Source organism: Streptomyces sp. NPDC087844, from assembly GCF_044742785.1.
GTDB lineage: Bacteria > Actinomycetota > Actinomycetes > Streptomycetales > Streptomycetaceae > Streptomyces.
The window spans coordinates 1-20,954 of the sequence record NZ_JBIUVD010000034.1 but is presented as its reverse complement, the minus strand read 5'-3'; the positions used below and the strand labels follow the sequence as shown (position 1 = coordinate 20,954).

At 72.0% G+C, this 20,954-nt stretch carries 18 protein-coding genes; 8 read left to right on the top strand and 10 right to left on the bottom strand.

Annotated elements, in window-relative coordinates:
- Nucleotides 1-33: 33 nt before the first annotated feature.
- Complete coding sequence (locus tag ACIOKD_RS39505) at nucleotides 34-1,452, bottom strand: HEAT repeat domain-containing protein (RefSeq protein ID WP_402093144.1); 1,419 nt, start codon at nucleotides 1,450-1,452, stop codon at nucleotides 34-36.
- 310 nt (nucleotides 1,453-1,762) lie between these two features.
- A complete protein-coding gene (locus ACIOKD_RS39500) occupies nucleotides 1,763-2,155 on the bottom strand; it encodes an ankyrin repeat domain-containing protein (RefSeq protein WP_189772896.1) in 393 nt (130 codons plus the stop codon).
- Nucleotides 2,156-2,485: 330 nt separating this feature from the next.
- Here ACIOKD_RS39500 and ACIOKD_RS39495 point away from each other — a divergent pair, with 330 nt between their 5' ends.
- Nucleotides 2,486-2,680 (top strand): hypothetical protein, encoded by a 195-nt coding sequence (locus tag ACIOKD_RS39495; protein WP_041991757.1) that lies wholly within the window; start codon nucleotides 2,486-2,488, stop codon nucleotides 2,678-2,680.
- Between the two features lie 37 nt (nucleotides 2,681-2,717).
- Nucleotides 2,718-4,394, top strand: a complete 1,677-nt coding sequence (locus ACIOKD_RS39490) for a hypothetical protein (protein ID WP_402093142.1) — start codon at nucleotides 2,718-2,720, stop codon at nucleotides 4,392-4,394.
- 428 nt (nucleotides 4,395-4,822) lie between these two features.
- On the opposite strand, the gene ACIOKD_RS39485 is transcribed toward ACIOKD_RS39490, so the two are convergent.
- On the bottom strand, nucleotides 4,823-6,322 hold the full coding sequence (locus ACIOKD_RS39485; RefSeq protein WP_402093141.1) for a PLP-dependent aminotransferase family protein: 1,500 nt from the start codon (nucleotides 6,320-6,322) through the stop codon (nucleotides 4,823-4,825).
- A gap of 30 nt (nucleotides 6,323-6,352) precedes the next feature.
- Between ACIOKD_RS39485 and ACIOKD_RS39480 the strand changes: the two genes are divergently transcribed.
- The 4 genes from ACIOKD_RS39480 to ACIOKD_RS39465 all read left to right on the top strand — a co-directional run bounded on the left by ACIOKD_RS39480 (nucleotide 6,353) and on the right by ACIOKD_RS39465 (nucleotide 9,952).
- A complete protein-coding gene (locus ACIOKD_RS39480) occupies nucleotides 6,353-7,093 on the top strand; it encodes a YitT family protein (RefSeq protein WP_402093193.1) in 741 nt (246 codons plus the stop codon).
- A complete protein-coding gene (locus tag ACIOKD_RS39475) occupies nucleotides 7,090-7,857 on the top strand; it encodes a glycerophosphodiester phosphodiesterase (protein WP_402093139.1) in 768 nt (255 codons plus the stop codon). The genes ACIOKD_RS39480 and ACIOKD_RS39475 overlap by 4 nt, the downstream gene beginning before the upstream one ends.
- 103 nt (nucleotides 7,858-7,960) lie before the next feature.
- The gene (locus tag ACIOKD_RS39470; protein ID WP_402093192.1) at nucleotides 7,961-9,322 is read left to right on the top strand and encodes an MFS transporter; all 1,362 of its coding nucleotides are present in this window, start codon (nucleotides 7,961-7,963) and stop codon (nucleotides 9,320-9,322) included.
- Nucleotides 9,323-9,577: 255 nt separating this feature from the next.
- Nucleotides 9,578-9,952, top strand: coding sequence for an RNA polymerase-binding protein RbpA (locus ACIOKD_RS39465; RefSeq protein ID WP_042173984.1), 375 nt, complete (start codon nucleotides 9,578-9,580; stop codon nucleotides 9,950-9,952).
- 232 nt (nucleotides 9,953-10,184) lie between these two features.
- Here the strand turns inward: ACIOKD_RS39465 and fxsA are convergent, their stop codons facing one another.
- From fxsA to ACIOKD_RS39445, 4 genes are all read right to left on the bottom strand, one after another.
- A complete protein-coding gene (gene fxsA / locus ACIOKD_RS39460; RefSeq protein ID WP_402093137.1) occupies nucleotides 10,185-10,781 on the bottom strand; it encodes an FxsA family membrane protein in 597 nt (198 codons plus the stop codon).
- 83 nt (nucleotides 10,782-10,864) lie between these two features.
- Complete coding sequence (locus tag ACIOKD_RS39455) at nucleotides 10,865-11,632, bottom strand: polyprenol monophosphomannose synthase (protein WP_402093136.1); 768 nt, start codon at nucleotides 11,630-11,632, stop codon at nucleotides 10,865-10,867.
- Nucleotides 11,633-12,168: 536 nt separating this feature from the next.
- Nucleotides 12,169-13,857 (bottom strand): amidohydrolase, encoded by a 1,689-nt coding sequence (locus ACIOKD_RS39450; protein ID WP_402093134.1) that lies wholly within the window; start codon nucleotides 13,855-13,857, stop codon nucleotides 12,169-12,171.
- Between the two features lie 165 nt (nucleotides 13,858-14,022).
- Complete coding sequence (locus ACIOKD_RS39445; RefSeq protein WP_107019623.1) at nucleotides 14,023-14,463, bottom strand: Lrp/AsnC family transcriptional regulator; 441 nt, start codon at nucleotides 14,461-14,463, stop codon at nucleotides 14,023-14,025.
- Between the two features lie 265 nt (nucleotides 14,464-14,728).
- Between ACIOKD_RS39445 and ACIOKD_RS39440 the strand changes: the two genes are divergently transcribed.
- Nucleotides 14,729-15,166 carry a hypothetical protein gene (locus tag ACIOKD_RS39440; RefSeq protein WP_402093132.1) on the top strand — a complete coding sequence of 146 codons (438 nt, stop codon included), beginning with the start codon at nucleotides 14,729-14,731 and terminating at the stop codon, nucleotides 15,164-15,166.
- A gap of 58 nt (nucleotides 15,167-15,224) precedes the next feature.
- On the opposite strand, the gene ACIOKD_RS39435 is transcribed toward ACIOKD_RS39440, so the two are convergent.
- From ACIOKD_RS39435 to ACIOKD_RS39425, 3 genes are all read right to left on the bottom strand, one after another.
- Nucleotides 15,225-16,331, bottom strand: coding sequence for a phosphotransferase family protein (locus tag ACIOKD_RS39435; RefSeq protein ID WP_402093131.1), 1,107 nt, complete (start codon nucleotides 16,329-16,331; stop codon nucleotides 15,225-15,227).
- Nucleotides 16,332-16,361: 30 nt separating this feature from the next.
- Entirely contained in the window at nucleotides 16,362-17,486 is a 1,125-nt protein-coding gene (locus ACIOKD_RS39430) for a hypothetical protein (protein ID WP_402093130.1), read from the bottom strand.
- Nucleotides 17,487-17,999: 513 nt separating this feature from the next.
- The gene (locus ACIOKD_RS39425) at nucleotides 18,000-19,172 is read right to left on the bottom strand and encodes an acyl-CoA dehydrogenase family protein (protein ID WP_402093128.1); all 1,173 of its coding nucleotides are present in this window, start codon (nucleotides 19,170-19,172) and stop codon (nucleotides 18,000-18,002) included.
- Between the two features lie 330 nt (nucleotides 19,173-19,502).
- Here ACIOKD_RS39425 and ACIOKD_RS39420 point away from each other — a divergent pair, with 330 nt between their 5' ends.
- On the top strand, nucleotides 19,503-20,810 hold the full coding sequence (locus tag ACIOKD_RS39420) for a glycoside hydrolase family 18 protein (protein ID WP_402093126.1): 1,308 nt from the start codon (nucleotides 19,503-19,505) through the stop codon (nucleotides 20,808-20,810).
- The last annotated feature ends 144 nt before the right edge of the window (nucleotides 20,811-20,954 follow it).

Here is a 20,954-nt window from a genome sequence, read left to right as displayed (position 1 = left end):
CGCGTTCCCAAACTGCTTCCGAGCGGTCCGGTGTCACACGGCGGACGCGTCCGGTCCGATGCGGCTGCGGACCGCGGTCTGCACATCGGCCTCCTCGGCCGGGTCGGCGGCGAGCCGGCGGAGCTGGTCGACCACGCGGGCGTCCCCGGTCTCGGCGTGCCGTGCGGCCACTTCGCGGGTGGTCTCCTCGCAGTCCCACAGGCATTCGACGGCGAACCCCGCGGCGAAGGACGGGTCGGTGGCGGCCAGCGCGCGAGCCGCCCGGCCGCGCAGATGGGAGGAGGCGGTCTCGCGGTAGACGTGCCGCAGAACGGGCGCCGCCCCCGCGATACCGAGCCGTCCGGCACCGTCGACGAGGGTCCACAGGGTCTGCGCGTCGGGTCCCTCACCCCGTACGGCTTCGCGCAGGGCGCCCAGGACCAGTTCGCTGTCCTGTGCGCCGCCCCGGCAGGCGAGGACGCGTCCGGCGGCCTCTCCGAGGGCGTCGGGCCGGTGGGCCCACCCGCGGGCCCGTCGCACGGCGGCGACACTCCGCATCCGTTCGAAGGCGTCCACGGCGGCTTCCAGCACGAGGGGCGAGCCGGAGGCCTGTGCGGCCTCCACCAGATCCAGTGCGTCGGGATCGTGACTGTCGGCCAGATAGCGCAGGGCGGTGCAGCGTGCGCCGTCGTCCCCGGTGCGGGCGGCCTCGACGATCTCGGGGCGGTCCTCGGGTCCGGCGACGGCCGTAAGGCAGCGCGCGGCGGGCACATGGAGCGCGGCTCCGCGCTCCATGCCCTGCTGGGCCCACTCGAAGACGGCCCGCACGCTCCACCCGGGGCGGGGCCCGGACGGTCGCATCTGTTGCTGCCATCGGTCGAAGGAACCGCTTTCCCGGGCGGCACGCACGCGCGTACCCACGGATGCGCGGGGATCGTCGGCCCACAGCCGCCAGGGCCTCGGTTCGAAGGAGTCCCGTACGACCGCCGCCAGCTCGGCCTCGCCCTCGGGATCGGCGGGGAAGCGGGCGAGGACGGGGACCGCGAGCGCGCGCAGACCGGCGTCGTCGTCGCGCAGCGCCAGCTCGTCGAGGGCCCAGGCCCAGTTGGCGCCGTGGGCGGCGTACCGCCGCAGCAGTTCCAGGGCGTCCCGCCTGCCGTACGAGGCGAGGTGGCCGAGGACGGCGAGCGCCAGGCCCGTACGTGACTCGTCGGTGTCGAGCACGTCCGCCGCGTCGAAGAGGTGCGCCTCGATCTCGTCGAGGCCTCCCCCCAGGTCGAGGTGGAGACGGGCGTAGTAGAGCGAGCGGTTCTCCACCTGCCAGTCGTGGCGGGGATCGCTCAGCACACAGTGGTTGAGTGCCGCGAGCGCTTCGGCCCGCGGTGCGGTGAGCGCGTGCAGCGTGCCGTCGCCGCGGCCCCTCTGGAGCAGGCCGAGCAGCGTACCGCTGGGCGCTATGACCGGATCGAACATGGGAAACAGCCTCACATCAAGCGTCGACGCAACCGGGATCCTGCTCTACCTGGCCGCGTGACAACACGTCGGGGCGCCCGCCGTTTCCTGCTTGCTGTAGACCATCTTCCTCTGCCTCTCGTCGGTGGCCCGTGCGGGCCGCGTCACGGTCCGCGCGGTGCGGCAACACCTGCCCAGCCATCGCGTCCGTGAATCACGACGTCATGATGACCCAGCGGTTCTCGCTGCCGCGACCGCATTTCCGGCGGCCCCGTTCCGCCTCCCCCGAAAATCCCCGAAAAAGCTGTCTCTCCTGGTCACAGCGGATGGTTCAGTGCGCTCCGAACAGGTCGAGCAGTTCGGCCTTGGCGAACATACGGGCCGTGTCGACGGCGGAGGGCGTCCCCGCCGAGGGGTCCGCGCCCGCGTCCAGGAGGACGCGGATGACGGCGTCCTCGCCCTTGAAGACGGCCCCGGCGAGCGGAGTCTGACCCCGGTCGTTGATGCGGTCCGCCTCCGCCCCGCGCGCCAGGAGGGCGCTCACGGCGTCGGCGTGGCCGTGATAGGCCGCGAGCATCACGAGCGAGTCGCCGCGGTCGTTGGTGAGGTTGGCCGGAACGCCCGCGTCGACGTACGCCACGAGTGCTTCGGTCTGCCCCTGCCGGGCCAGATCGAAGATCTTGGTCGCCAGCTCCACGACCTCGGGGTCGGGCGCTTCACTCATCGACGGGACCGCCTCTCACTGGGGGACTCGCACCGCGGGAACAGTGCGACGACGAACGGGACTGCGGGGACGTGCGGCCGTAGCGGTGCGACCGTACGGGTGAATCGCCAGAGTACTGGCTTCGCGGGCACATGACCTGGCCCACCCGAGGCAAGGATCACCACGAAACCGACAAATCATCGAGAGGGCCACCGAGGGGCCCTGCCGAGCAGGTCTATCGGAGTGAAATAAGGAGACTTTCACCCAGTTGCACCTTTTATCGTATGGATACATCCTGTGAGCCTGGAAGTACTCATGGTGACTGTCCCCATCGATCCAGGAGAAACAATCATGATCCTGTCCATGTCAGGCGTGGTCCTGCTCGGCATCATCGTCTTCCTCTTCTTCCGCAAGGACGGCCTCAAGGCCTCGCACGCGATGGTCAGCGCCCTCTTCGGGTTCTACCTCGCGGGCACGGCCATCGCCCCGAGCATCACGGCGGGCGGCGCGAGCCTGGCCGGTCTGCTCGGCGGGATCAAGTTCTGACCCCCACCCCGTTCGCACGCACCTCCAGGAGACAGCAGTGGCCCGGCGCCCCCTCCCCCGCATTCTGAGTACCGGCAGCGCGCAGATCGCCCGCAGCAGGGACCTGGCCCGGACGGCCGCCGACAGCGCCACCGACGTCCTCCACCCGCTGATCACCATCAGCCGTGGACTGCGCCGGCTGGCGGCCGCCGGCCGGCGCAAATGGGCGGACACCCCCAAGGACCGGCGCGGTCCACTGCTGTTCCTGGTGGCCTCGGTCGTCCTGATCGTGGCCCTCATCCCGTACGGGCCGCTGCTGGCCGTCATCACGTTGATGGCGGCGGCCGCGTGGCAGGGCAGGGACCGCACCCCGGCCACGCCGACAGGGCCCGACGACGCACAGAGCAAGCGCCTGGAGTCCCTCTACGAGGCGCTCGTCCCGTACTTCTCCGTCCCCGAGGACCCCGCCCCGCTCTACGCCCACGGCGGCGAGTGGGGCAAGGCCTTCGACGCGTACGAGTTCGACGACACCGGCCGGGTCTCGCAGCTGTCCGTGCGCTACCCGGCCTACTTCACGGACGGGGAGGCCGACTCCCGGGCCCGTATCGAGCAACTGCTGCACGCCAAGTCGGGCCGCGGCCGGGAGTACCGCTTCGCGTGGGACGAGGAGAGCAACCAGCTCACGGTCGCCGTCCTGCCACCGCTGCCCACCGACATCGCCGCCCAGCGGTTCGTCACGGCCCCGGGCGAGACCGTCCTCGGCTTCACCGACCCGGCCGGCGTCCAGCGCACGCTCCCGCTCGACTTCGGCCAGGAGCAACGGGACGTCCCCCCGGTGGTCTGGCGTACCGGCGCGCGCTCCACCGAGCCGCATCTGCTGGCGGTCGGCGGCCCCGGCAGCGGCACGACCACTCTCCTGCGCTCGATCGCGCTGCAGGCCCTGCGGCACGGTGACGTACTGATCGTCGAGGGCGGCGGTACGGGCGAGTACGCGTGCCTGACGGGGCGCGACGGCGTTCTGGGCATCGAATGCGGCCTGTCCGGCGCGCTGGCGGCCCTCGAATGGGCGGCCCACGAGACGGAGCGGCGTCTCATCGCGGCGAACCGGTCCCGGCAGGCGGGTCTGACTCCGCCGGAGGACACGAGGCGTCCGCTGTGGCTCCTCCTGGACCGTCCGACCGCGCTCGGCCACCTCGCGGCGGCCGACAGCCGCAGTGATCCGCAGACCCTCCTCCAGGTGCCGTTGCGGCACGGCCGCGCTGCCGGAGTCACGGTCGTGGTGGCCGAGCAGTTCGACACCGTGGAGTCGCTCGGCGAGGCGGTACTGGGGCACACGCGCGCGCGTGTCGTGCTCGGGCCGGCTTCGACGGGCCAACTCGAAGCGGTGCTCGGGGCGCCGCCGCACACGACTCCCACACCGGAGGTGCCGGCCGGCCGGGGGTACGCCCGGCTGGGCGCGGGGCCCGTCCACCGGCTCCAGGTGCCGGCGACCCCGGATCCGTACGACGAGGCGACCAGCGAGACCCACCGCCAAGCGGTACTGGCCCTGCTCCCCGGCCACACGCCGTCGGCGGACGCGACGCTCGCGCGGGCGCCGGCGCCCGCGCCTACGGCGGACCCGGTGGGCGCGGTGGGCGCGGTGGGCGCGGTGGGCGCGGTGGGCGCGGTGGGCGCGGTGGGCGCGGTGGGCGCGGTGGGCGCGGTGGGCGCGGTGGGCGCGGTCGCGGAAGGCTGACCACTGCTTGACGCCACAGGTCGGCCAACCGTCCGTGGTGGCTGGTCGCGCAGTTCCCCCCGCCCCCAGAAGCCAAAAGCCAAAAGACTGCGCCGTTCCCCGCGCCCCTAAAAGGGGCACGGAAAACGGCGCACCCAGCCATCACCCACCCGCACACAAAAGCCCGCCACACCCCCACCCACCCAGGGGCGCGGGGAACTGCGCGGCGAGCCACGACCCGCCCGCACCCGGCAGCCCGCCCCGCCCTTTCAGGCCTGCCCTTTCAGGGGCGCGGGGAACTGCGCGGCCAGCCACGACCCGCCCGCACCCGGCAGCCCGCCCCGCCCTTTCAGGCCTGCCCTTTCAGGGGCGCGGGGAACTGCGCGGCCAGCCACGACCCGCCCGCACCCGGCAGCCCGCCCAGGAGCCACCCCCGCCTCCGGGAGGCGTCACGCCACGAACGTGCGGGGCGCCTCCGCCCCCCCGCGCGCACCGGACTCGACCAACCGCGCCGCCGCCGCCAGCCGCGAAGCGGCCTCGTCGGCCACCGCGCCCCCGACGGTGAACGGAAGCCGCACATACCCCTCGAAGGCCCCGTCCACCCCGAACCGCGGCCCGGACGGCACCCGTACCCCCACCCGCTCGCCCACCTCCGCCAGCCGCGAGCCGGACAGACCCCCCGTGCGCACCCACAGCGTGAGCCCGCCGCGCGGCACGTCGAACTCCCAGTCGGGGAGCTCGCGGCGCAGCGCCCCCACCAGCGCGTCCCGGTTCTCGCGTGCCTGGTCGCGCCGCACGTCCACGGCCTGCTCCCAGCCGCCCGTGCTGAGCAGCCAGTTCACGGCCAGCTGCTCCAGGACGGGGGTGCCGAGGTCGGCGTACGCGCGCGCGGCGACGAGGCTGCGGATCACGTCGGGCGCGGCACGGACCCAGCCGATCCGCATGCCCGCCCAGAAGGCCTTGCTGGCCGAGCCGACCGTGACGACCGTCGACCCGGCGGGGTCGAAACCGCAGACGGGACGCGGCAGTGCGAGCCCTTCGTCCAGACGCAGCTCGCTCATGGTCTCGTCCACGACCAGCACGGTGCCGGCCGACCGCGCGGCGTCGACGAGCTGCCGTCGCTGGTCCTCGTCGGCGAGCGCGCCGGTCGGGTTGTGGAAGTCGGCGACGACATAGGCGAGCCGGGGCGCCGCGTCGCGCAGCACCTGCCGCCAGCGGTCCATGTCCCAGCCCGCGAGCCCTTCGGCCATGGCGACGGGCACCAGCCGGGCCCCCGCCTCACGCATCAGCTGAAGGATGTTGGCGTACGAGGGCGACTCGACGGCGATCCGTTCCCCACGGCCGGCGAAGAGGTGGCAGATGGCGTCGATGGCCCCCATGGCCCCGGTGGTCACCATGATCTGCTCGGGCATGGTGGGAATGCCGCGCGCGGTGTACCGGTCGGCGAGGGTCTGGCGCAGCGCGGGCAGCCCCGCCGGATAGTCGCCGTGCGTGTGGGCGTACGGCGGCAGCTCCTCCAGGGCGCCCTGGACGGCGCGGGTGAGCCAGGGTTCGGGGGCGGGCAGGGCCGCGCAGCCGAGGTCGATCATGGAGCCGAGGGTCTCGGGCGGCAGGGGTTCGAGGCCGCGCGCGGGCAGCGGGTTACCCGCCGGTACGGCGGTCCAGCTGCCCGCTCCCCTGCGGGACTCCAGGAAGCCCTCGGCGCGCAGTGCCTCGTAGGCGGCCGCCACGGTGGTCCGGCTGACGGACAGGGAGAGGGCCAGTTCACGCTCGGCGGGCAGTCGCGCGGCCACCGGGACCCTGCCTTCGAGGACGAGCAGCCGGATGCCGTCGGCGAGGGCACGGTAGGCGGGCGGGCGGCGCGTGCCGGGGCCCGCGGGGCGCTCCTGCTGGGAGTTGAGCAACCGGGCAAGCTGGGCGGCCCCCACCGCCGAAGTCCACTGCGCCATGATTTCCAGTCCACCTTCCCCGAATTGGCCATGGAAGAGGGTTCTCCTCAAGCCACAGAGTGTCATGAGTCAGTCCACTGGCACCACCGCACCACCAGGGAGCACAACGTGTCGAGCCCGCCGCCGAGGCACCTCACCCGCCGACTTCTTCAGCTGTACGCGGGGCTCGCCCTGTACGGAGCGAGTTCGGGCCTTCTCGTGGAGGCGGGTCTGGGTCTGGAGCCCTGGGGTGTGCTGCATCAGGGCCTCGCCGAGCTGAGCGGCCTGACGATCGGCGTCGTGTCGATCATCGTGGGGGCCGTCGTCCTTCTTCTGTGGATCCCGCTGCGCCAGCGCCCTGGCCTCGGCACGGTGTCCAACGTCTTCGTGGTCGGCATCGCGATGGACGGCACGCTCGCCCTGCTTCCGGACGTGCACGCCCTCTCGGTCCGTGTCCCGCTGATGGTGGCGGGCATCCTGCTGAACGGCGTGGCGACCGGCCTCTACATAGCCGCCCGTTTCGGCCCGGGCCCGCGCGACGGCCTGATGACGGGCTTCCACCGGCGCACCGGCCGCTCGATCCGCCTGGTGCGCACCACTCTCGAAGTGGCCGTGGTCGCGACAGGCTTCGTCCTCGGCGGCACGGTCGGGGTCGGCACGGTTCTCTACGCACTCGCCATCGGGCCGCTGGCCCAGTTGTTCCTGCGGGTGTTCACCGTCCCTGCGGCAGCACCGGACGGCAGCACGGTCGTTGCCGGAGGGCCATCGGAGCGGGCGATACTGCGCGGGTGATCCCGCGCGTACGCCACCCCTACCTCGACCATCCCGGGCCCATAGCCTTCGCCCACCGGGGCGGGGCCGCCGACGGCATGGAGAACACCGCGGCCCAGTTCCGCCGCGCGGTCGAGACCGGCTACCGGTACATCGAGACCGATGTACACGCCACGGCGGACGGAAAGCTCGTCGCCTTCCACGACGCGACGCTGGACCGGGTGACCGACGGGGCGGGCCGGATAGCCGACCTCCCCTGGGGCGACGTACGCCACGCGCGCGTGGCGGGTGCCGAACCGGTCCCCCTGTTCGAGGAGCTGCTGGAGACCTTCCCGGACGTCCGCTGGAACGTCGACGTGAAGGCGGAGCCCGCGCTGGTCCCCCTCCTCGACCTGATCCGCGGAACCGGCTCCTGGGACCGCGTCTGCGTCGGCTCCTTCTCCGAGGCGCGGGTCGCGCGGGCCCAGCGCGTGGCCGGCCCGCGTCTGGCCACCTCGTACGGCACCCGGGGCGTCCTGGGGCTGCGCCTGAGGTCGTGGGGTCTGCCCGCCGCGCTGCGGCGCTCGGCGGTCTGTGCCCAGGTTCCCGAGGCGCAGTCGGGGATCCCGGTGGTGGACCGCCGTTTCGTGAGCGCCGCCCACGCGCGCGGACTGCAGGTCCACGTGTGGACGGTCAACGAGCCCGAGCGGATGCACCGGCTTCTGGACCTGGGAGTCGATGGCATCATGACCGATCACATCGAGACGCTGCGCGGAATCCTGCGGGACCGTGGCACCTGGGTCTGAGCGGTCCCGGCTCACCACGCGGCAGTCCCGTACGGAGACACGACGGAGCGTCCGCGCACCGGGCACGACGCACACCGGGCACAACGGGGAAGCGAGGGCACGGGTGGGCACCGACACCGTGCGGGAACGGGCGGCCGACGGGGCCGCCGAACGGCGTCGCGAGCAACGCGGCTGGTACTTCTACGACTGGGCCTGCTCCGTCTATTCGACGAGCGTGCTCACCGTGTTCCTCGGCCCCTATCTGACGTCGGTCGCCAAGGCGGCCGCGGACGCCGACGGATTCGTGCACCCGCTGGGGATACCCCTGCGCGCGGGCTCGTTCTTCGCCTACAGCGTGTCCGCGTCCGTGCTCCTGTCGATCTTCGTGATGCCGCTGGCGGGCGCGGCGGCCGACCGGACGGGCCGCAAGAAGCCGCTCCTCGCGCTCTCGGCGTACCTGGGCGCCGCGGCCACGGCCGGCATGTTCTTCCTGGACGGCGACCGCTATCTGCTGGGCGGCCTCCTGCTCATCGTGGCCAATGCCTCCCTGGCCGTCTCGATGGTGCTCTACAACTCGTATCTGCCGCAGATCGCCCCGCCCGAGGAGCGCGACGCCGTCTCGTCGAAGGGCTGGGCGTTCGGCTACGCGGCGGGCTCGCTGGTCCTGGTGGCGAACCTGGTGCTCTACACCGCACACGACAGCTTCGGCGTCTCGGAGGCGATGGCGGTCCGCATCTGCCTGGCCTCGGCGGGCATCTGGTGGGGCGCCTTCACCCTCATACCGCTCAAGCGCCTGCGCGACCGCCGTACACCGCACTCGCCCGAGGACTCACCGGGCAGGACCGCGCACGGCTGGCGGCAGCTGGCGGCGACCGTGCGCGACATGCGCCGCCAGCCGCTCACACTCGCCTTCCTCCTCGCGTACCTCGTCTACAACGACGGCATCCAGACGGTCATCTCACAGGCCTCCGTGTACGGGTCCGAGGAGCTGGGCCTCGACCAGTCGACGCTGATCGTCGCCGTGCTGCTGGTCCAGCTGCTCGCGGTGGCCGGGGCCCTAGGGATGGGCCGACTGGCCCGGACGTACGGCGCCAAACGGATCATTCTCGGGTCCCTGGTCGCCTGGACCCTCACGCTGGCCGCCGGATATTTCCTGCCCTCGGGAGCGCCCGGCTGGTTCTTCGTCCTCGCCGCGGGCATCGGTCTGGTCCTCGGCGGCAGCCAGGCGCTCTCCCGGTCCCTGTTCTCGCATCTGGTGCCGCCCGGCAAGGAGGCCGAGTACTTCTCGGCGTACGAGATGAGCGACCGCGGCATGAGCTGGCTGGGACCGCTCCTGTTCGGCGTGACCTACCAGCTGACGGGCAGCTACCGGGACGCGATCATCTCGCTCGTGGCCTTCTTCGTACTGGGCTTCGTGCTGCTCGCGCGGGTTCCGGTGCGCCGGGCGGTGCGCGACGCGGGCAACCCCGTTCCGGCGAGGATTTAGCGCTCAGCGCCAAAGGGCGGTAGTGTACGCGTTTGGCCTGCCAGGCGTACCGTTACTGCGCGTCAAAGATGCCGCAACACCGGGTGACATCTGCCGTCAGATGTGGCAAACCGGGCGCAGCTGGGTACAACAACGGGCGGCTACGACGGCGACGCATGTCCCGGAGCGGGAATCTTTACCGCCGACCGGACGTTGACCGGATGACGACGACAGCGACACCTGTCCTGTGGGCGACAAGCCCGGGAGGCACGATTCATGAGTGAGCGAGCTCTTCGCGGCACGCGCCTCGTGGTGACTAGCTACGAGACGGACCGCGGCATCGACCTGGCCCCGCGCCAGGCCGTGGAGTACGCATGCGAGAAGGGCCATCGATTCGAGATGCCCTTCTCGGTGGAGGCGGAGATCCCGCCGGAGTGGGAGTGCAAGGTCTGCGGGGCCCAGGCACTCCTGGTGGACGGCAACGGCCCTGAAGAGAAGAAGGCCAAGCCCGCGCGTACGCATTGGGACATGCTGATGGAACGGCGTACGCGAGAGGAGCTCGAAGAGGTCCTCGAAGAGCGCTTGGCCGTGCTTCGATCCGGAGCCATGAACATCGCGGTCCACCCTCGGGACAGCCGCAAGTCCGCGTAACCCCTCCGGGGGTTGAGCGGCATACAACGCACGCACGCGACCGCGGGCGCCGTACTTCTGAGTACGGTTCCTGCGGTTCTGTGCGTTCGCGTGGAGCTCGCTGTGGCGGAGGTCTCACCGTTCCCCGAGCCCTTGGGGGTATCTCGGCCCCTCCGGCGTCCGAGGAGCGGGGGTTCGGGGGCGGAGCCCCCGAGGTGGTGACGACAGCCCCCGGCCGTGCGTCAGCCCGACCTCAGCCGGTCAGCGGAGGGCGCGATCCCTGATTGCCGTCGCGCTCACGCGGCGCGTCCTCACGGATCACCTCGCCCTGGACCACCTTCCCGTCGGGCCGGTGCATACGAGCCTGCTGGAAGGCGCTCCCGAAGGACCCCGAAGCCTCCCGCACCTTCCGCTCGAACGTCCGCTCCGCATACCGCCCCAGCGCCTTCTGCACCGGCGGCACCAGCAGAAGCAGCCCGAGCGCGTCGGAGATCAGCCCCGGCAGCATCAGGAGCAGCCCGCCGAGCATCATCAGGCCGTTGCCCTCGGAATTGGCCCTGCCCTCGGGCAGCGCCCCGCTCCGCTGCTGTTGCAGCGTCTCGCTCAGCGCGCGAAAGGCCCGGCGGCCGGCCCGCTTGATGACCACGGAGCCGAGGACGAACCCACCGATCAACAGCAGGAGGACCGCGAAGCCGCTCGCCGCGCCCGCCACCACCGTCAGCAGCCAGACCTCCAGCACGAGCCACGCGGCCACTCCCAGGGGCAGGAACCTCAGCAGCCGCGAGCGCCGGGGCCGGCGAGAGGTGGAGCCGGAGGCGGAGGAGGGCGGGATCGGTGCGCCAGTCGTCATGCCTCCAGTGTGCCTGGCCAGGGCTCAGTACGGCATAAAGCGTAAAGAGACGATCAGCCCAGCCTGTGCGACAGGCAAGCGGCTCAGGGCTTCCTGCGCCCCAGCGCTCGCCCCGCCCGCTCCCCCACACCCCACGTGGTGACCCGCCACAGCGCCTCCACCAGGATGTCGCGGCTCATCTTGGAGTCGCCCAGTTCACGTTCGACGAAGGTGATCGGCACCTCGACCACGTGACAGCCGGCCCGGACGGCCCGACGGGCCAGGTCGACCTGGAAGCAGTAACCCTGCGAGGAGACCTCTCCGAGGCCGAGGCGCTCCAGGGTCTCCCGCCGGAAGGCCCGGTAGCCGCCGGTGACGTCGCGGATCGGCACGTCGAGCAGGACACGCGAGTACAGGCTCCCGCCGCGTGAGATGAACTCACGGGACTTGGGCCAGTTCACCACCCTGCCGCCCGGCACCCAGCGGGAACCGAGCACCAGGTCGGCGCCCTTGAGCGCGGTCAGCAGCCGGGGCAGCTCCTCGGGCTGGTGCGAGCCGTCGGCGTCCATCTCGACCAGGACGCCGTACCCGTGTTCCAGGCCCCAGCCGAAACCGGCGAGGTAGGCGGCGCCGAGGCCCTCCTTGCCCTTGCGGTGCAGCACATGGACGTGTTCGTCCTCGACGACCAGCTCGTCGGCGAGCTTGCCGGTGCCGTCGGGGCTGTTGTCGTCGGCGATCAGGACGTGCGCCGCGGGTACGGCCGCCCGCACCCGGCCGACGATCCTCTTGATGTTCTCCGCCTCGTTGAAGGTCGGGATGATCACCAAGGTCGTGCCGAGCGGACCGAACCGTCGCTCAACGCCGTCGTTCACAGCTTCCCCTTAAGACTTCCGTGCGAGAGGAGCACCACCATAGCGAGCGCCGCTCTTCCCGCAGGTAAGGCACCGTCTTGAAAAGTCACACAACGGGGTCGTACGAGGGGAAAAGGGGTCGCACGAGGGAGGGGAACTGCGGATCGGGGCCCGGCGCCCTTCGGGCCGACCTGGGACCCGCTGGCTGCGGGTCGACCGAAAGCCGTTGTCTACTGAGCGGCCGGGCCCCACCCGGGTCACACCATCCGGCCGGAACGTTCCCTCGCCCCGTGGCGCGGACGCTGGGCCTGGCTCCCAGTGGTGGTGCGCCGGTGCGGCACACCACCCCTGACCCAACTGCGCTGCGGCGACTGCGCGGAAGTTCACCGGCCGGACGTCCGGTGGTGGACCCGGCCGAACCTACCGGCCACCTGCCGCTCACTGTCAACAGTCGTTCCACCTGCGGGTATACCAAGAAACACCTGGTCAGCGCCGAGGATGCGCAGGTCGCGCGACAGCCCGTCGGACCATGATCCCCACCGCGCCACCCCGGGACATCACTCGTCCGGCCGTACGAATACGGTTCGACCGTCGACCACGGTGCGCAGACAGACGGGCAGGTCCGCGCCGGGTGACAGGTCGGGCAGCCCCGGGGTTCCGGAGCGGGGGTCGGTCGACCAGCGGGCCACCCGGTCGTCCGGGGCCTGGACCACGAGTTCCCCGGTGCGCCACACCGCGTAGTCCGCGGGCGCGCCCGGCACCAGGGCCCCCGCGTCGTCCCGTCCGGCCGCCCGCCAGCCGCCCCGCGTGTGCGCCGTGAAGGCGGCGCGGACGGACACCCGGTGTTCGGGCGTTCGATGGAACGCGGCGGCGCGGACCGTGCCCCAGGGGTCGAGCGGTGTGACGGGGCTGTCGGAACCGAAGGCGAGCGGCACGCCGGCGCGCAGCAGGGCGGCGTAGGGATTGAGCGTGCGGGCGCGCTCGGCACCCAGGCGCTCGGCGTACATGCCCTCCTCGCCGCCCCACAGCGCGTCGAAGGCCGGCTGGACGGAAGCGGTGAGGCCGAGGTCGGCGAAACCGGCGATCGTCTCGGGCGTGAGCATCTCGGCGTGCTCGACGCGGTGCCGGGCGGCGCGTACGCGGGCCGGACCGACCTTCTCTGCGGCTGCGCGCATGCCGTCGACCACGGAGGCCACAGCGGCGTCCCCGATGGCGTGGAAGCCCGCCTGGAGCCCCGCCTCGGTGCACGCCACCACGTGGGCGGCGACGGCGGCGGTGTCCAGGTAGGCCGTGCCCGTGTGTTCCGCGTCGGTGTACGGCCGGTGCAGACAGGCCGTGTGCGAACCGAGGGCGCCGTCCACGAAGAGGTCGCCCGCGGCGCCGGCCGCTCCGAGGGCGCGGGCCCTGGTGACGTCCTGCTCGGCCCAGTAGCCGACGACGCGGGGGCCCGCCTCCTCGGCGGCGAGCCGCAGCAGCCCGGTGAAGTCGTCCTCGGAGGAGATCTCGGGGCCCCCGCACTCGTGCACGGAGCCGATGCCGAGGGAGGCGGCGTGCCGCAGGGCGGTGCGCTGCGCCTCCGCGCGCCGGCGCGGGGTGACGGCCGCGAACGCGGCGGCGCGTACGGCGTGATGGGCGTCGCGGGTGAGCGGTTCGCCGTCCTGGAAGCCGACCGCCCCGCGTACGCCCGGTGTCATGTCCAGCAGGGCCGTGGTGGCGACGGCCGAGTGGACGTCGATCCGGCTGAGGTAGAGCGGACGGCCGCCGGTGGCCTCGTCCAGCTCGTCGCGCCGCGGGGGCCGTCGCTCCGGCCAGCGGGAGGCGTCCCAGCCGTGACCGAGGAGCACCCGGTCGTCGGGGCGGGCGGCGGCGAAGTCCCGTACGCGGGCCAGGGCGTCGCCGAGGGTGCGGGTGTCGGAGAGGGCGAGGCCGGTGAGGGCGAGGCCGGTGGCCGTGGTGTGCACGTGCGCGTCGGTGAACGCCGGGGTGACGAGCGCCCCTTCGAGGTCGACCACCTCGTCCACGCCGTCCGAGAACGCGTCGGCGGCGCCCTCCGAGCCGACCCAGGCGACCTGTCCGCGTTCCACGACCATCGCGGTGGCGAACGGGTCGGCGGGGCTGTGGACCTCGCCGCCACGCAGCAGCACGGTCCGGGCCGCGCGGGAGCGGTCGTCCTGACCGGACGGTGTCGTACGAGGCGTCCCCGCGGGGACGCGATCCGGCCCGGGGGCGGTGGTGCTGTCACTCATGGGAACAGTCTCGCCCCTCGACGGGGCGACCCGGTGCGCGGGTCACCCCGCCAGGAGCACGGGGAACCGCGCGACCGACCCCCACCGGCCCGCAGACGCATCCGCCACTACACCGGGCGCACCGGGCGCACCGGAACGGCGTTCGACGAGCGCGGCGGTCCGCCGTCAGATCTTCGGCGGCCGTGCCTCATACGGCGTGGACAGCACAACCGTCGTACGCGTGGACACCCCCGCCAGCGAGCGCAGCCGCGCAAGGAGCTCCTCCAGCTCGTGCGGAGTCGCGACGCGGACCTTCAGGATGTAGTTCTCGTCGCCGGCGACACTGTGGCAGGCCTCGATCTCCGGTACCCCCGCCAGGCGTTCGGCGATGTCGTCCGGCGCGCTGGGGTCGAACGGTTTCACCGAGATGAACGCCGTCAGCGGCAGCCCCACCGCCTCCGGGTCGACGACAGCGGCATAGCCGCGGATGACGCCGCGCTGCTCCAGCCGGCGCACCCGCTGGTGCACGGCCGACGTGGACAGGCCCGTGGCCTTGCCCAGGTCGGTGTAGCTCATCCGCCCGTCTTCGACGAGCAGCTGCACGATGTGGCGGTCCAGCTCCTCCATGGCGCAGAACCTACAGTGCGCTTGATCCCCCCGGATACTCAGCGGCGCAGGTCATACCCGCCGTGCGAGGTGGTCGGGCCCGCGCGGCGGCGCGCGCGGGGTACGAACCAGCCGAGTCGGGCACCTGCGGGCAGCATGTGACGAACACCACATGACACCGCCCGCTTCCGTGATGTTCTCGTGATTACCACGGAGACGGGACGGGAAGTGCTTGCTGTGGCCGAGGTCGCAGTACCTTGCCGGCCCATCCGAGGGGGAGTAACCCATGCAGAGTCTCAAGCGTCTTGGACGTACCGCGCCCAAGCGGCAGCAGTCGGTCTTCGAACCCGAGCCGGAGGGTGTCGAACCGGACACCCTGGACGGCGAGGAGATCGACGCGTACGACACCTTCGAGATGTACCGGGTGATCTGCCCGGACTGCGCGCAGCCCATCGCGCTGCTGGCGGACGAGGAGAGCCTGCCGGAGCACGCGCTCTGCGCGTCTCCGTGGAACCCCTTCGGGCTCACGGTCTGCGCCGGTACGGGCCGCGCGGCGGCCGACGCCCGGCCCGCCGACGAGACGATGGAGATCCAGGAGCAGGAGACCGCGCTGCTGTTGACGCTCCCGCAGGGACTCGACTGGCGGACCCAGCCCTTCTCGCACGTCGGAGGCCCCGGCTCGCGGCCCCTGCAGGTGCCGGCGATGCGGCGCGAGGCCGCCTAGGACCTGGCCGGTCGAGCACGGCCCGGACCCCGCCGAAGCGCCCGAGCGCCGAAGATCCTCAGTTTCTGTAGTCGCCCTGCACCATGGCTCGCAGGCTGTCGTGGTGCAGGATCAGCGTGTCCGGATCCGCCGGGACGTCGGTCTCGCCGAAGTGCACCTGCCGGTAGGCGACGCGCAGCATGACGACGGCGTGCCGCAGGGCGGCGTACAGGATGTGGAAGTCCATGTTCCGTGGTGGGTGGCCGGTGAGTTCGGCGTAGCGCGCCTCGACCCGGTCCCTGCGCAGGAAGCCGGGCAGTCCGCGCCGGCCGAGGCTCTCCGTGAGGTCCTGGAAGAAGCGGTGCAGGTAGATCATCCAGCCCAGGTCGACCTCGCGCGGGCCCAGTGCCGCCATCTCCCAGTCGAGGACGGCGGCGGGCTCGAAGCCGTCGTAGACGACGTTCCCTATACGTGCGTCGCCCCAGCTGAGCACTGTCTCGCCCTCGTCGCGCGGCCAGAGCGCGTCGAGCCGGTCGAAGGCGTCCTCGATGAGCGGTGAGCGTGCCAGCCCGTCGACCACCCACGCGTAGTAGGCGCGTTGGGCTTCGACGTGACGCCGCAGGGGGCTCCCCGCTCCGGGCGCCGCGAGGAAACCGGCCTCCTTCACCGGGACCTGGTCGTGCAGCCTGGCGAGGAGGCCGACCGACGCCGTCTCCAGCCGTTCTCGTTCGGCCCCGCCCGCGGCGTGCAGCCAATTTCCCTCGTAGGTATAGGGCATGACGTCGGGCGGTACGCGCCCCTCGACCCGCTCCATGACGAAGAAGGGCGCCCCGAGCGGCCCCGGGTCCTCCTCCAGCCACAGCACGCGTGGCACCGGGACGTCCGTGCGGTCCGCGACCAACCGCATGGTGCGGTACTGCCTCGGCAGGTCGTAGACGGGGAAGACGGTGTACGCCGCCGGGTCCGCCGCGAGCCTCAACGCACAGCCACGGAGGGGCGGTTCGGGGTGCTCGATGTCGAAGAGCAGGGTCTCGCTCGACAGTCCGTTGGCCGCGGGGACGTGGACGTCGACCGCCTCGGCACCGGGCAGACGGACGGCGAGCCACGCGGTCAGCCGCCGTGCGATCTCCTGCGGGTCACGGGTCGTCGTACGGGGACGAGGGCGGGGACGGGGTGCCTCAGCCACGCCACCACTCCTTCGCGACCTGCACGTTTCTCACGGGGCGACCGAGTCGAACCCGGTGAACCCGCTCGGGTCGTGCCGCCCGAACGAGCCGTGCTCGAAGATCCCGTACCCGGTGCGCCCGTCGAGGGTGAAGCGGGCCGCGTGGTCGGTCACCCCGTACGCGGCGAGCCCGAGAGCGGCCGGGTCCGAGAGGTCGTACGCGCGGCGGTCGGTCCAGTCCCTGCCCTGCCAGGTGCCGTGCTGCCAGTCCCCGGCGGGCGGGTAGCCCGCGCCGACGGCGAGCGGGGAGGAGGCCAGGATCTCGACGCCCAGTTCGAGCGGCTCGCGGGGGTCGCCGAGGTGGACGGTCGCGTTCTCCGGGTGGCGGGTGCCGCTCCGGTAGGCGATCTCCGCCCGGGGCCAGCCGAGTTGGCGGTCGCGCCGCCCGGCTCGTACGAGTGTCGCGTCGTTCAGGGTCCGGTAGCCGTCGGCGTCCTCCTGGGTGACGACCATCAGGAAACGGTCCTCGAAGCGGACGGGGCACCAGAGCCAGTGGAAGCCCTCGGCCCGGTGTTCCTCGGCCAGCCGGCCGCCCTCCTCGCCGGGGAGGGGACGCGTGCCCCAGCTGCGGTCGCGGGTGCCGGTCCAGCCGTCGCCGGACAGCCGTGTCTCCTTCCCCGCGACCCGGATCCAGCCGTCGCACCGGCCCGCCTGGACGAAGCGCCTGCCCTCCAACGTCAGGCGGGCGCCCCGGCGTTGCAGGTGATGCGGCTCCCACAGGGCGGGGAAGTCCGCGGACCAGTTGATCTCGTACGACAGTCCGTCCGGGTCGGTGGGATCGGCCGCGCAGCTCAGGACGAAGTCCTTCAGCGGGCGTTCGACGTGAATCCGGAGCGGCCCTACGGACAGGCGCATCCGTTCGTCGTCGTCGAGGGCGTCCGAGGCGCGCACGGCGTGCAGCGTGTCCCCGACGCGCAGGGTCGCGTACGCGTCGATGACGCCCACGTTCGGATACACCCCGAGCCCCAGGACGAGCAGCGCCCCGCCCTCGTGGTCGAAGACATGGAAGATGCACCGGTCGTAGGCGTTCCGGTCCCCCGTCGCCACGTGCTTCATCGAGAGGGGCACCTGGTGCACGGGGTACTCGTCGAGGGCTACGGGACGGTCGTCGGGCATCGGCTGCCTCCCGGGGCACGCGGCGCGGGAGACTTGACGGTACGTCAGATGGGCGCGGGGGACCAGGGTCCGGCAGCCCCGCGGGAGGCCGGAACCCCCGCGAACGCACAGGCGAATTCGCCAGTCGGTGACCTGCCCGCCCCGAAGCACGTTGGCCCGGTATGACCCCTTCGTACGCAGAGACATACGCAGAGACGGGCCGTCGTCGCGGGTTTCTCCCTCCCTCGGCAGAATCGGTTTCCCAGGGGACTCAAGGGAACCAGGGGCCGCAGCAGCCTCAGGAGCACCTGGTGCCCCAAGAGACACAGTGGACGCGAGTACTGCAGGCACCCCAGGAGTCACAGGGATACCAGGGATCACAGGGCCCGCAGGGGTCCCATCAACCCGTGGACCCGCCCATCTATCGCGCCATGCTGCGCGCCTGGTCCGACCGCGGCCGGACCCTGCCCGGTCGCCACGATCCGGAGTGGGCCCGGTTGGCGGCCCCTTCGGCGATGTACGCGTACGGACGGTTCAGCGCGACTCGGGACCCGCGAGGTGACGGGCGATGACCATCCGCTGGATCTGATTCGTACCCTCGACGATCTGCAGCACCTTGGCCTCGCGCATGTACCGCTCGACGGGGAAGTCCGCGGTGTAGCCGTACCCGCCGAGCACCTGGACGGCGTCGACGGTGACCTGCATCGCCGTGTCGGTGCAGAACAGCTTCGCCATGGCCGCCTGCCGGGCGAAGGGCCGCCCCGCGTCGCGCAGCCGGGCCGCGGTGAGGTACAGCGAACGGCCCGCCTCGATCCGTGTCGCCATGTCCGCCAGCATGAAACGCAGACCCTGGAAGTCCGCGATCGGCCGGCCGAACTGCTCACGCCCCGTCGCGTAGGCGACCGCCTCGTCCAGCGCGGCCTGGGCGACCCCGACCGCACACGCCGCGATGCCGAGCCGCCCGGAGTCCAGCGCGGACAGGGCGATCGCGAAGCCCTGCCCCTCCTCGCCGATACGCCGGCTGTCGTCGATCCGTACCCCGTCGAAGTGCACCTGGGCGGTGGGTGAGCCCTTCATGCCCATCTTCTTCTCGGGCACCGCGGCGCTCAGGCCCTCGGCGTCACCGGGCACCAGGAACGCCGTGATGCCCCGCGCCCCCTCGCCACCGGTCCGTGCGAGCACGGTGCAGAAGTCCGCGACCCCGCCGTGCGTGATCCAGGCCTTGGTCCCGGTGAGCACCCAGGAGTCGCCGTCGCGCACGGCCTTCGTACGCAGGGACGCCGCATCCGATCCGGACGCCGGCTCGGAGAGGCAGTAGGCGCCCAGGAGGCCGCCGCCGAGCATGTCCGGGAGGTGCTCGACCTGCTGCTCCTTGGTGCCGTAGTTGGCAAGGGCATGGCAGGCGAGCGAGTGCACACTGACCCCGAGGCCCACGGTGAGGCGGGCGGCGGCGAGCTCTTCGAGGACCTGGAGGTAGACCTCGTACGGCTGGTCACCGCCGCCGTGCTCGGAGTCGTACGGAAGGCCGAGCAGTCCCGACTCCGAGAGCAGGCCGAAGATCTCCCGGGGAAAGCGTCCGGCGTCCTCCTCCTCGGCCGCCTTCGGGGCGATCTCACGCTGCGCGATGTCGCGGACGAGCGAGATCAGATCCCGGGCCTCGTCCGTGGGCAGTTGACGGTCCACCGGCTGCGGGGCGCGGTCGGGCATGGTGACGATCCTCCCTGTCGGGCACATCGGCGGGCGCACACCTGGGTGGGGCTGCGCCGCCGGGTCTCACTGAGCACCGACGATGCTCGCGCCTCCGGGTCACGGAAGCGGCTGATCAGCGGCTGTGCGCTGTGAGTATGCCCGATCGGAGGCATGGAGTCACCCGTTAACGACCGCTTACTCCAGAGTAGAGAATCCCCGCACGGAATCCCACTGCGAATTGGTCCGAACCATTGACCAACTGGTCTAGTCCTCCTACTGTTTCGCTCCAACGCTTCACCGCGTTCATGCCGATCGGCGCATGTTCCCCTCTCCCCCACGAGGAGTCCGATGCTCACCTCACTCAGCCCTCGCGTCCGTTTCCGGGCGCTCCTGTCCGCCGCGTGTTGCGCCGCCCTCGGCGCGGGGCTGCTCGCCGGCGCGGGCACGGCCGGCGCAGCCGGTACGACCGCTGCGACCGCTTCGACAGCTACGACGGCTACGACCGCTTCGACCGGGAAGGCCGCCACCCCCACAGCGGCCACAGCCGCGGCGGCCGGCTCCAAGGTCGTCGGCTACTTCACCGAATGGGGCACCTACGACCGCAAGTACCTGGTCAAGAACGTGGAGACGTCCGGCTCAGCGGCCAAGCTGACGCACATCAACTACGCCTTCGGCAACGTCACCGGCGGCAAGTGCGCGATGGGCGACGCCTACGCGGCCACCGAGCGGACGCACACGGCGGCCGAGTCGGTCGACGGGGTCGCGGACACCTGGGACCAGCCCCTGCGCGGCAACTTCAACCAGCTCCGCGAGCTGAAGAAGAAGCACCCGAACCTCAAGATCCTGTGGTCCTTCGGCGGCTGGACCTGGTCAGGCGGCTTCACGGAGGCGGCCGGGAACCCGGCGGCCTTCGCCCAGTCCTGCTACGACCTGGTCGAGAACTCGAAGTGGGCCGATGTCTTCGACGGCATCGACATCGACTGGGAGTACCCCAACAGCTGCGGCCTCAGCTGTGACACCAGCGGACGGGCCGCGTACAAGAACCTGATGTCGGCCGTCCGCGCCAAGTTCGGCGGCTCGGCGCTGGTCACCTCGGCGATCCCCGCCGACGCGACGGCCGGCGGCAAGCTCGACGCGGCGGACTACGCGGGCGCGGCCCAGTACGTCGACTGGTACAACCCGATGACGTACGACTTCTTCGGTGCCTGGGACGCGACCGGTCCGACGGCTCCGCACTCCGCGCTGAACTCCTACTCGGGGATCCCGAAGGCGGAGTTCCACACCTCCGCGACCATCGCCAAGCTCAAGGGCATGGGCATACCGGCCTCGAAGCTGCTGCTCGGTATCGGCTTCTACGGACGTGGCTGGACCGGAGTCACCCAGGCGGCGCCCGGCGGCTCGGCCACCGGGCCGGCGGCGGGTACGTACGAGCAGGGCATCGACGACTACAAGGTGCTCAAGACGAAGTGCCCGGTCACCGGCACGGTGGGCGGCACCGCGTACGCCAAGTGCGGTAGCGACTGGTGGAGTTACGACACCCCGTCGACCATCGCCGGGAAGATGGGCTACAAGAACGCGCAGGGTCTGGGCGGCACGTTCTTCTGGGAGCTGAGCGGTGACACGGCGAACGGCGAACTGATCAAGGCGATCAACTAGCTGCACCGGTACGGCAGTCGGGGCGGGGGGGGGGCGGGGCCCCCCCCCCCCCCGGGCGGCCCCCCCCCCCGGGGCCCCCCCCCGCGGGGGGGGGGGGCCGGCGCCGAGGAGGGGAGGGGGGCGGGGGCGGGCCCGCCCCCCCCC

What these genes read in the sequence shown, in the direction of transcription:
- ACIOKD_RS39430 (WP_402093130.1), bottom strand. Translation starts at nt 17,486, where the DNA reads ATGCCCGACGACCGTCCCGTAGCCCTCGACGAGTACCCCGTGCACCAG.
- ACIOKD_RS39465 (WP_042173984.1), top strand. Translation starts at nt 9,578, where the DNA reads ATGAGTGAGCGAGCTCTTCGCGGCACGCGCCTCGTGGTGACTAGCTAC.
- ACIOKD_RS39450 (WP_402093134.1), bottom strand. Translation starts at nt 13,857, where the DNA reads ATGAGTGACAGCACCACCGCCCCCGGGCCGGATCGCGTCCCCGCGGGG.
- ACIOKD_RS39495 (WP_041991757.1), top strand. Translation starts at nt 2,486, where the DNA reads ATGATCCTGTCCATGTCAGGCGTGGTCCTGCTCGGCATCATCGTCTTC.
- ACIOKD_RS39500 (WP_189772896.1), bottom strand. Translation starts at nt 2,155, where the DNA reads ATGAGTGAAGCGCCCGACCCCGAGGTCGTGGAGCTGGCGACCAAGATC.
- ACIOKD_RS39425 (WP_402093128.1), bottom strand. Translation starts at nt 19,172, where the DNA reads ATGCCCGACCGCGCCCCGCAGCCGGTGGACCGTCAACTGCCCACGGAC.
- fxsA (WP_402093137.1), bottom strand. Translation starts at nt 10,781, where the DNA reads ATGACGACTGGCGCACCGATCCCGCCCTCCTCCGCCTCCGGCTCCACC.
- ACIOKD_RS39445 (WP_107019623.1), bottom strand. Translation starts at nt 14,463, where the DNA reads ATGGAGGAGCTGGACCGCCACATCGTGCAGCTGCTCGTCGAAGACGGG.
- ACIOKD_RS39505 (WP_402093144.1), bottom strand. Translation starts at nt 1,452, where the DNA reads ATGTTCGATCCGGTCATAGCGCCCAGCGGTACGCTGCTCGGCCTGCTC.
- ACIOKD_RS39485 (WP_402093141.1), bottom strand. Translation starts at nt 6,322, where the DNA reads ATGGCGCAGTGGACTTCGGCGGTGGGGGCCGCCCAGCTTGCCCGGTTG.
- ACIOKD_RS39420 (WP_402093126.1), top strand. Translation starts at nt 19,503, where the DNA reads ATGCTCACCTCACTCAGCCCTCGCGTCCGTTTCCGGGCGCTCCTGTCC.
- ACIOKD_RS39440 (WP_402093132.1), top strand. Translation starts at nt 14,729, where the DNA reads ATGCAGAGTCTCAAGCGTCTTGGACGTACCGCGCCCAAGCGGCAGCAG.
- ACIOKD_RS39480 (WP_402093193.1), top strand. Translation starts at nt 6,353, where the DNA reads ATGGAAGAGGGTTCTCCTCAAGCCACAGAGTGTCATGAGTCAGTCCAC.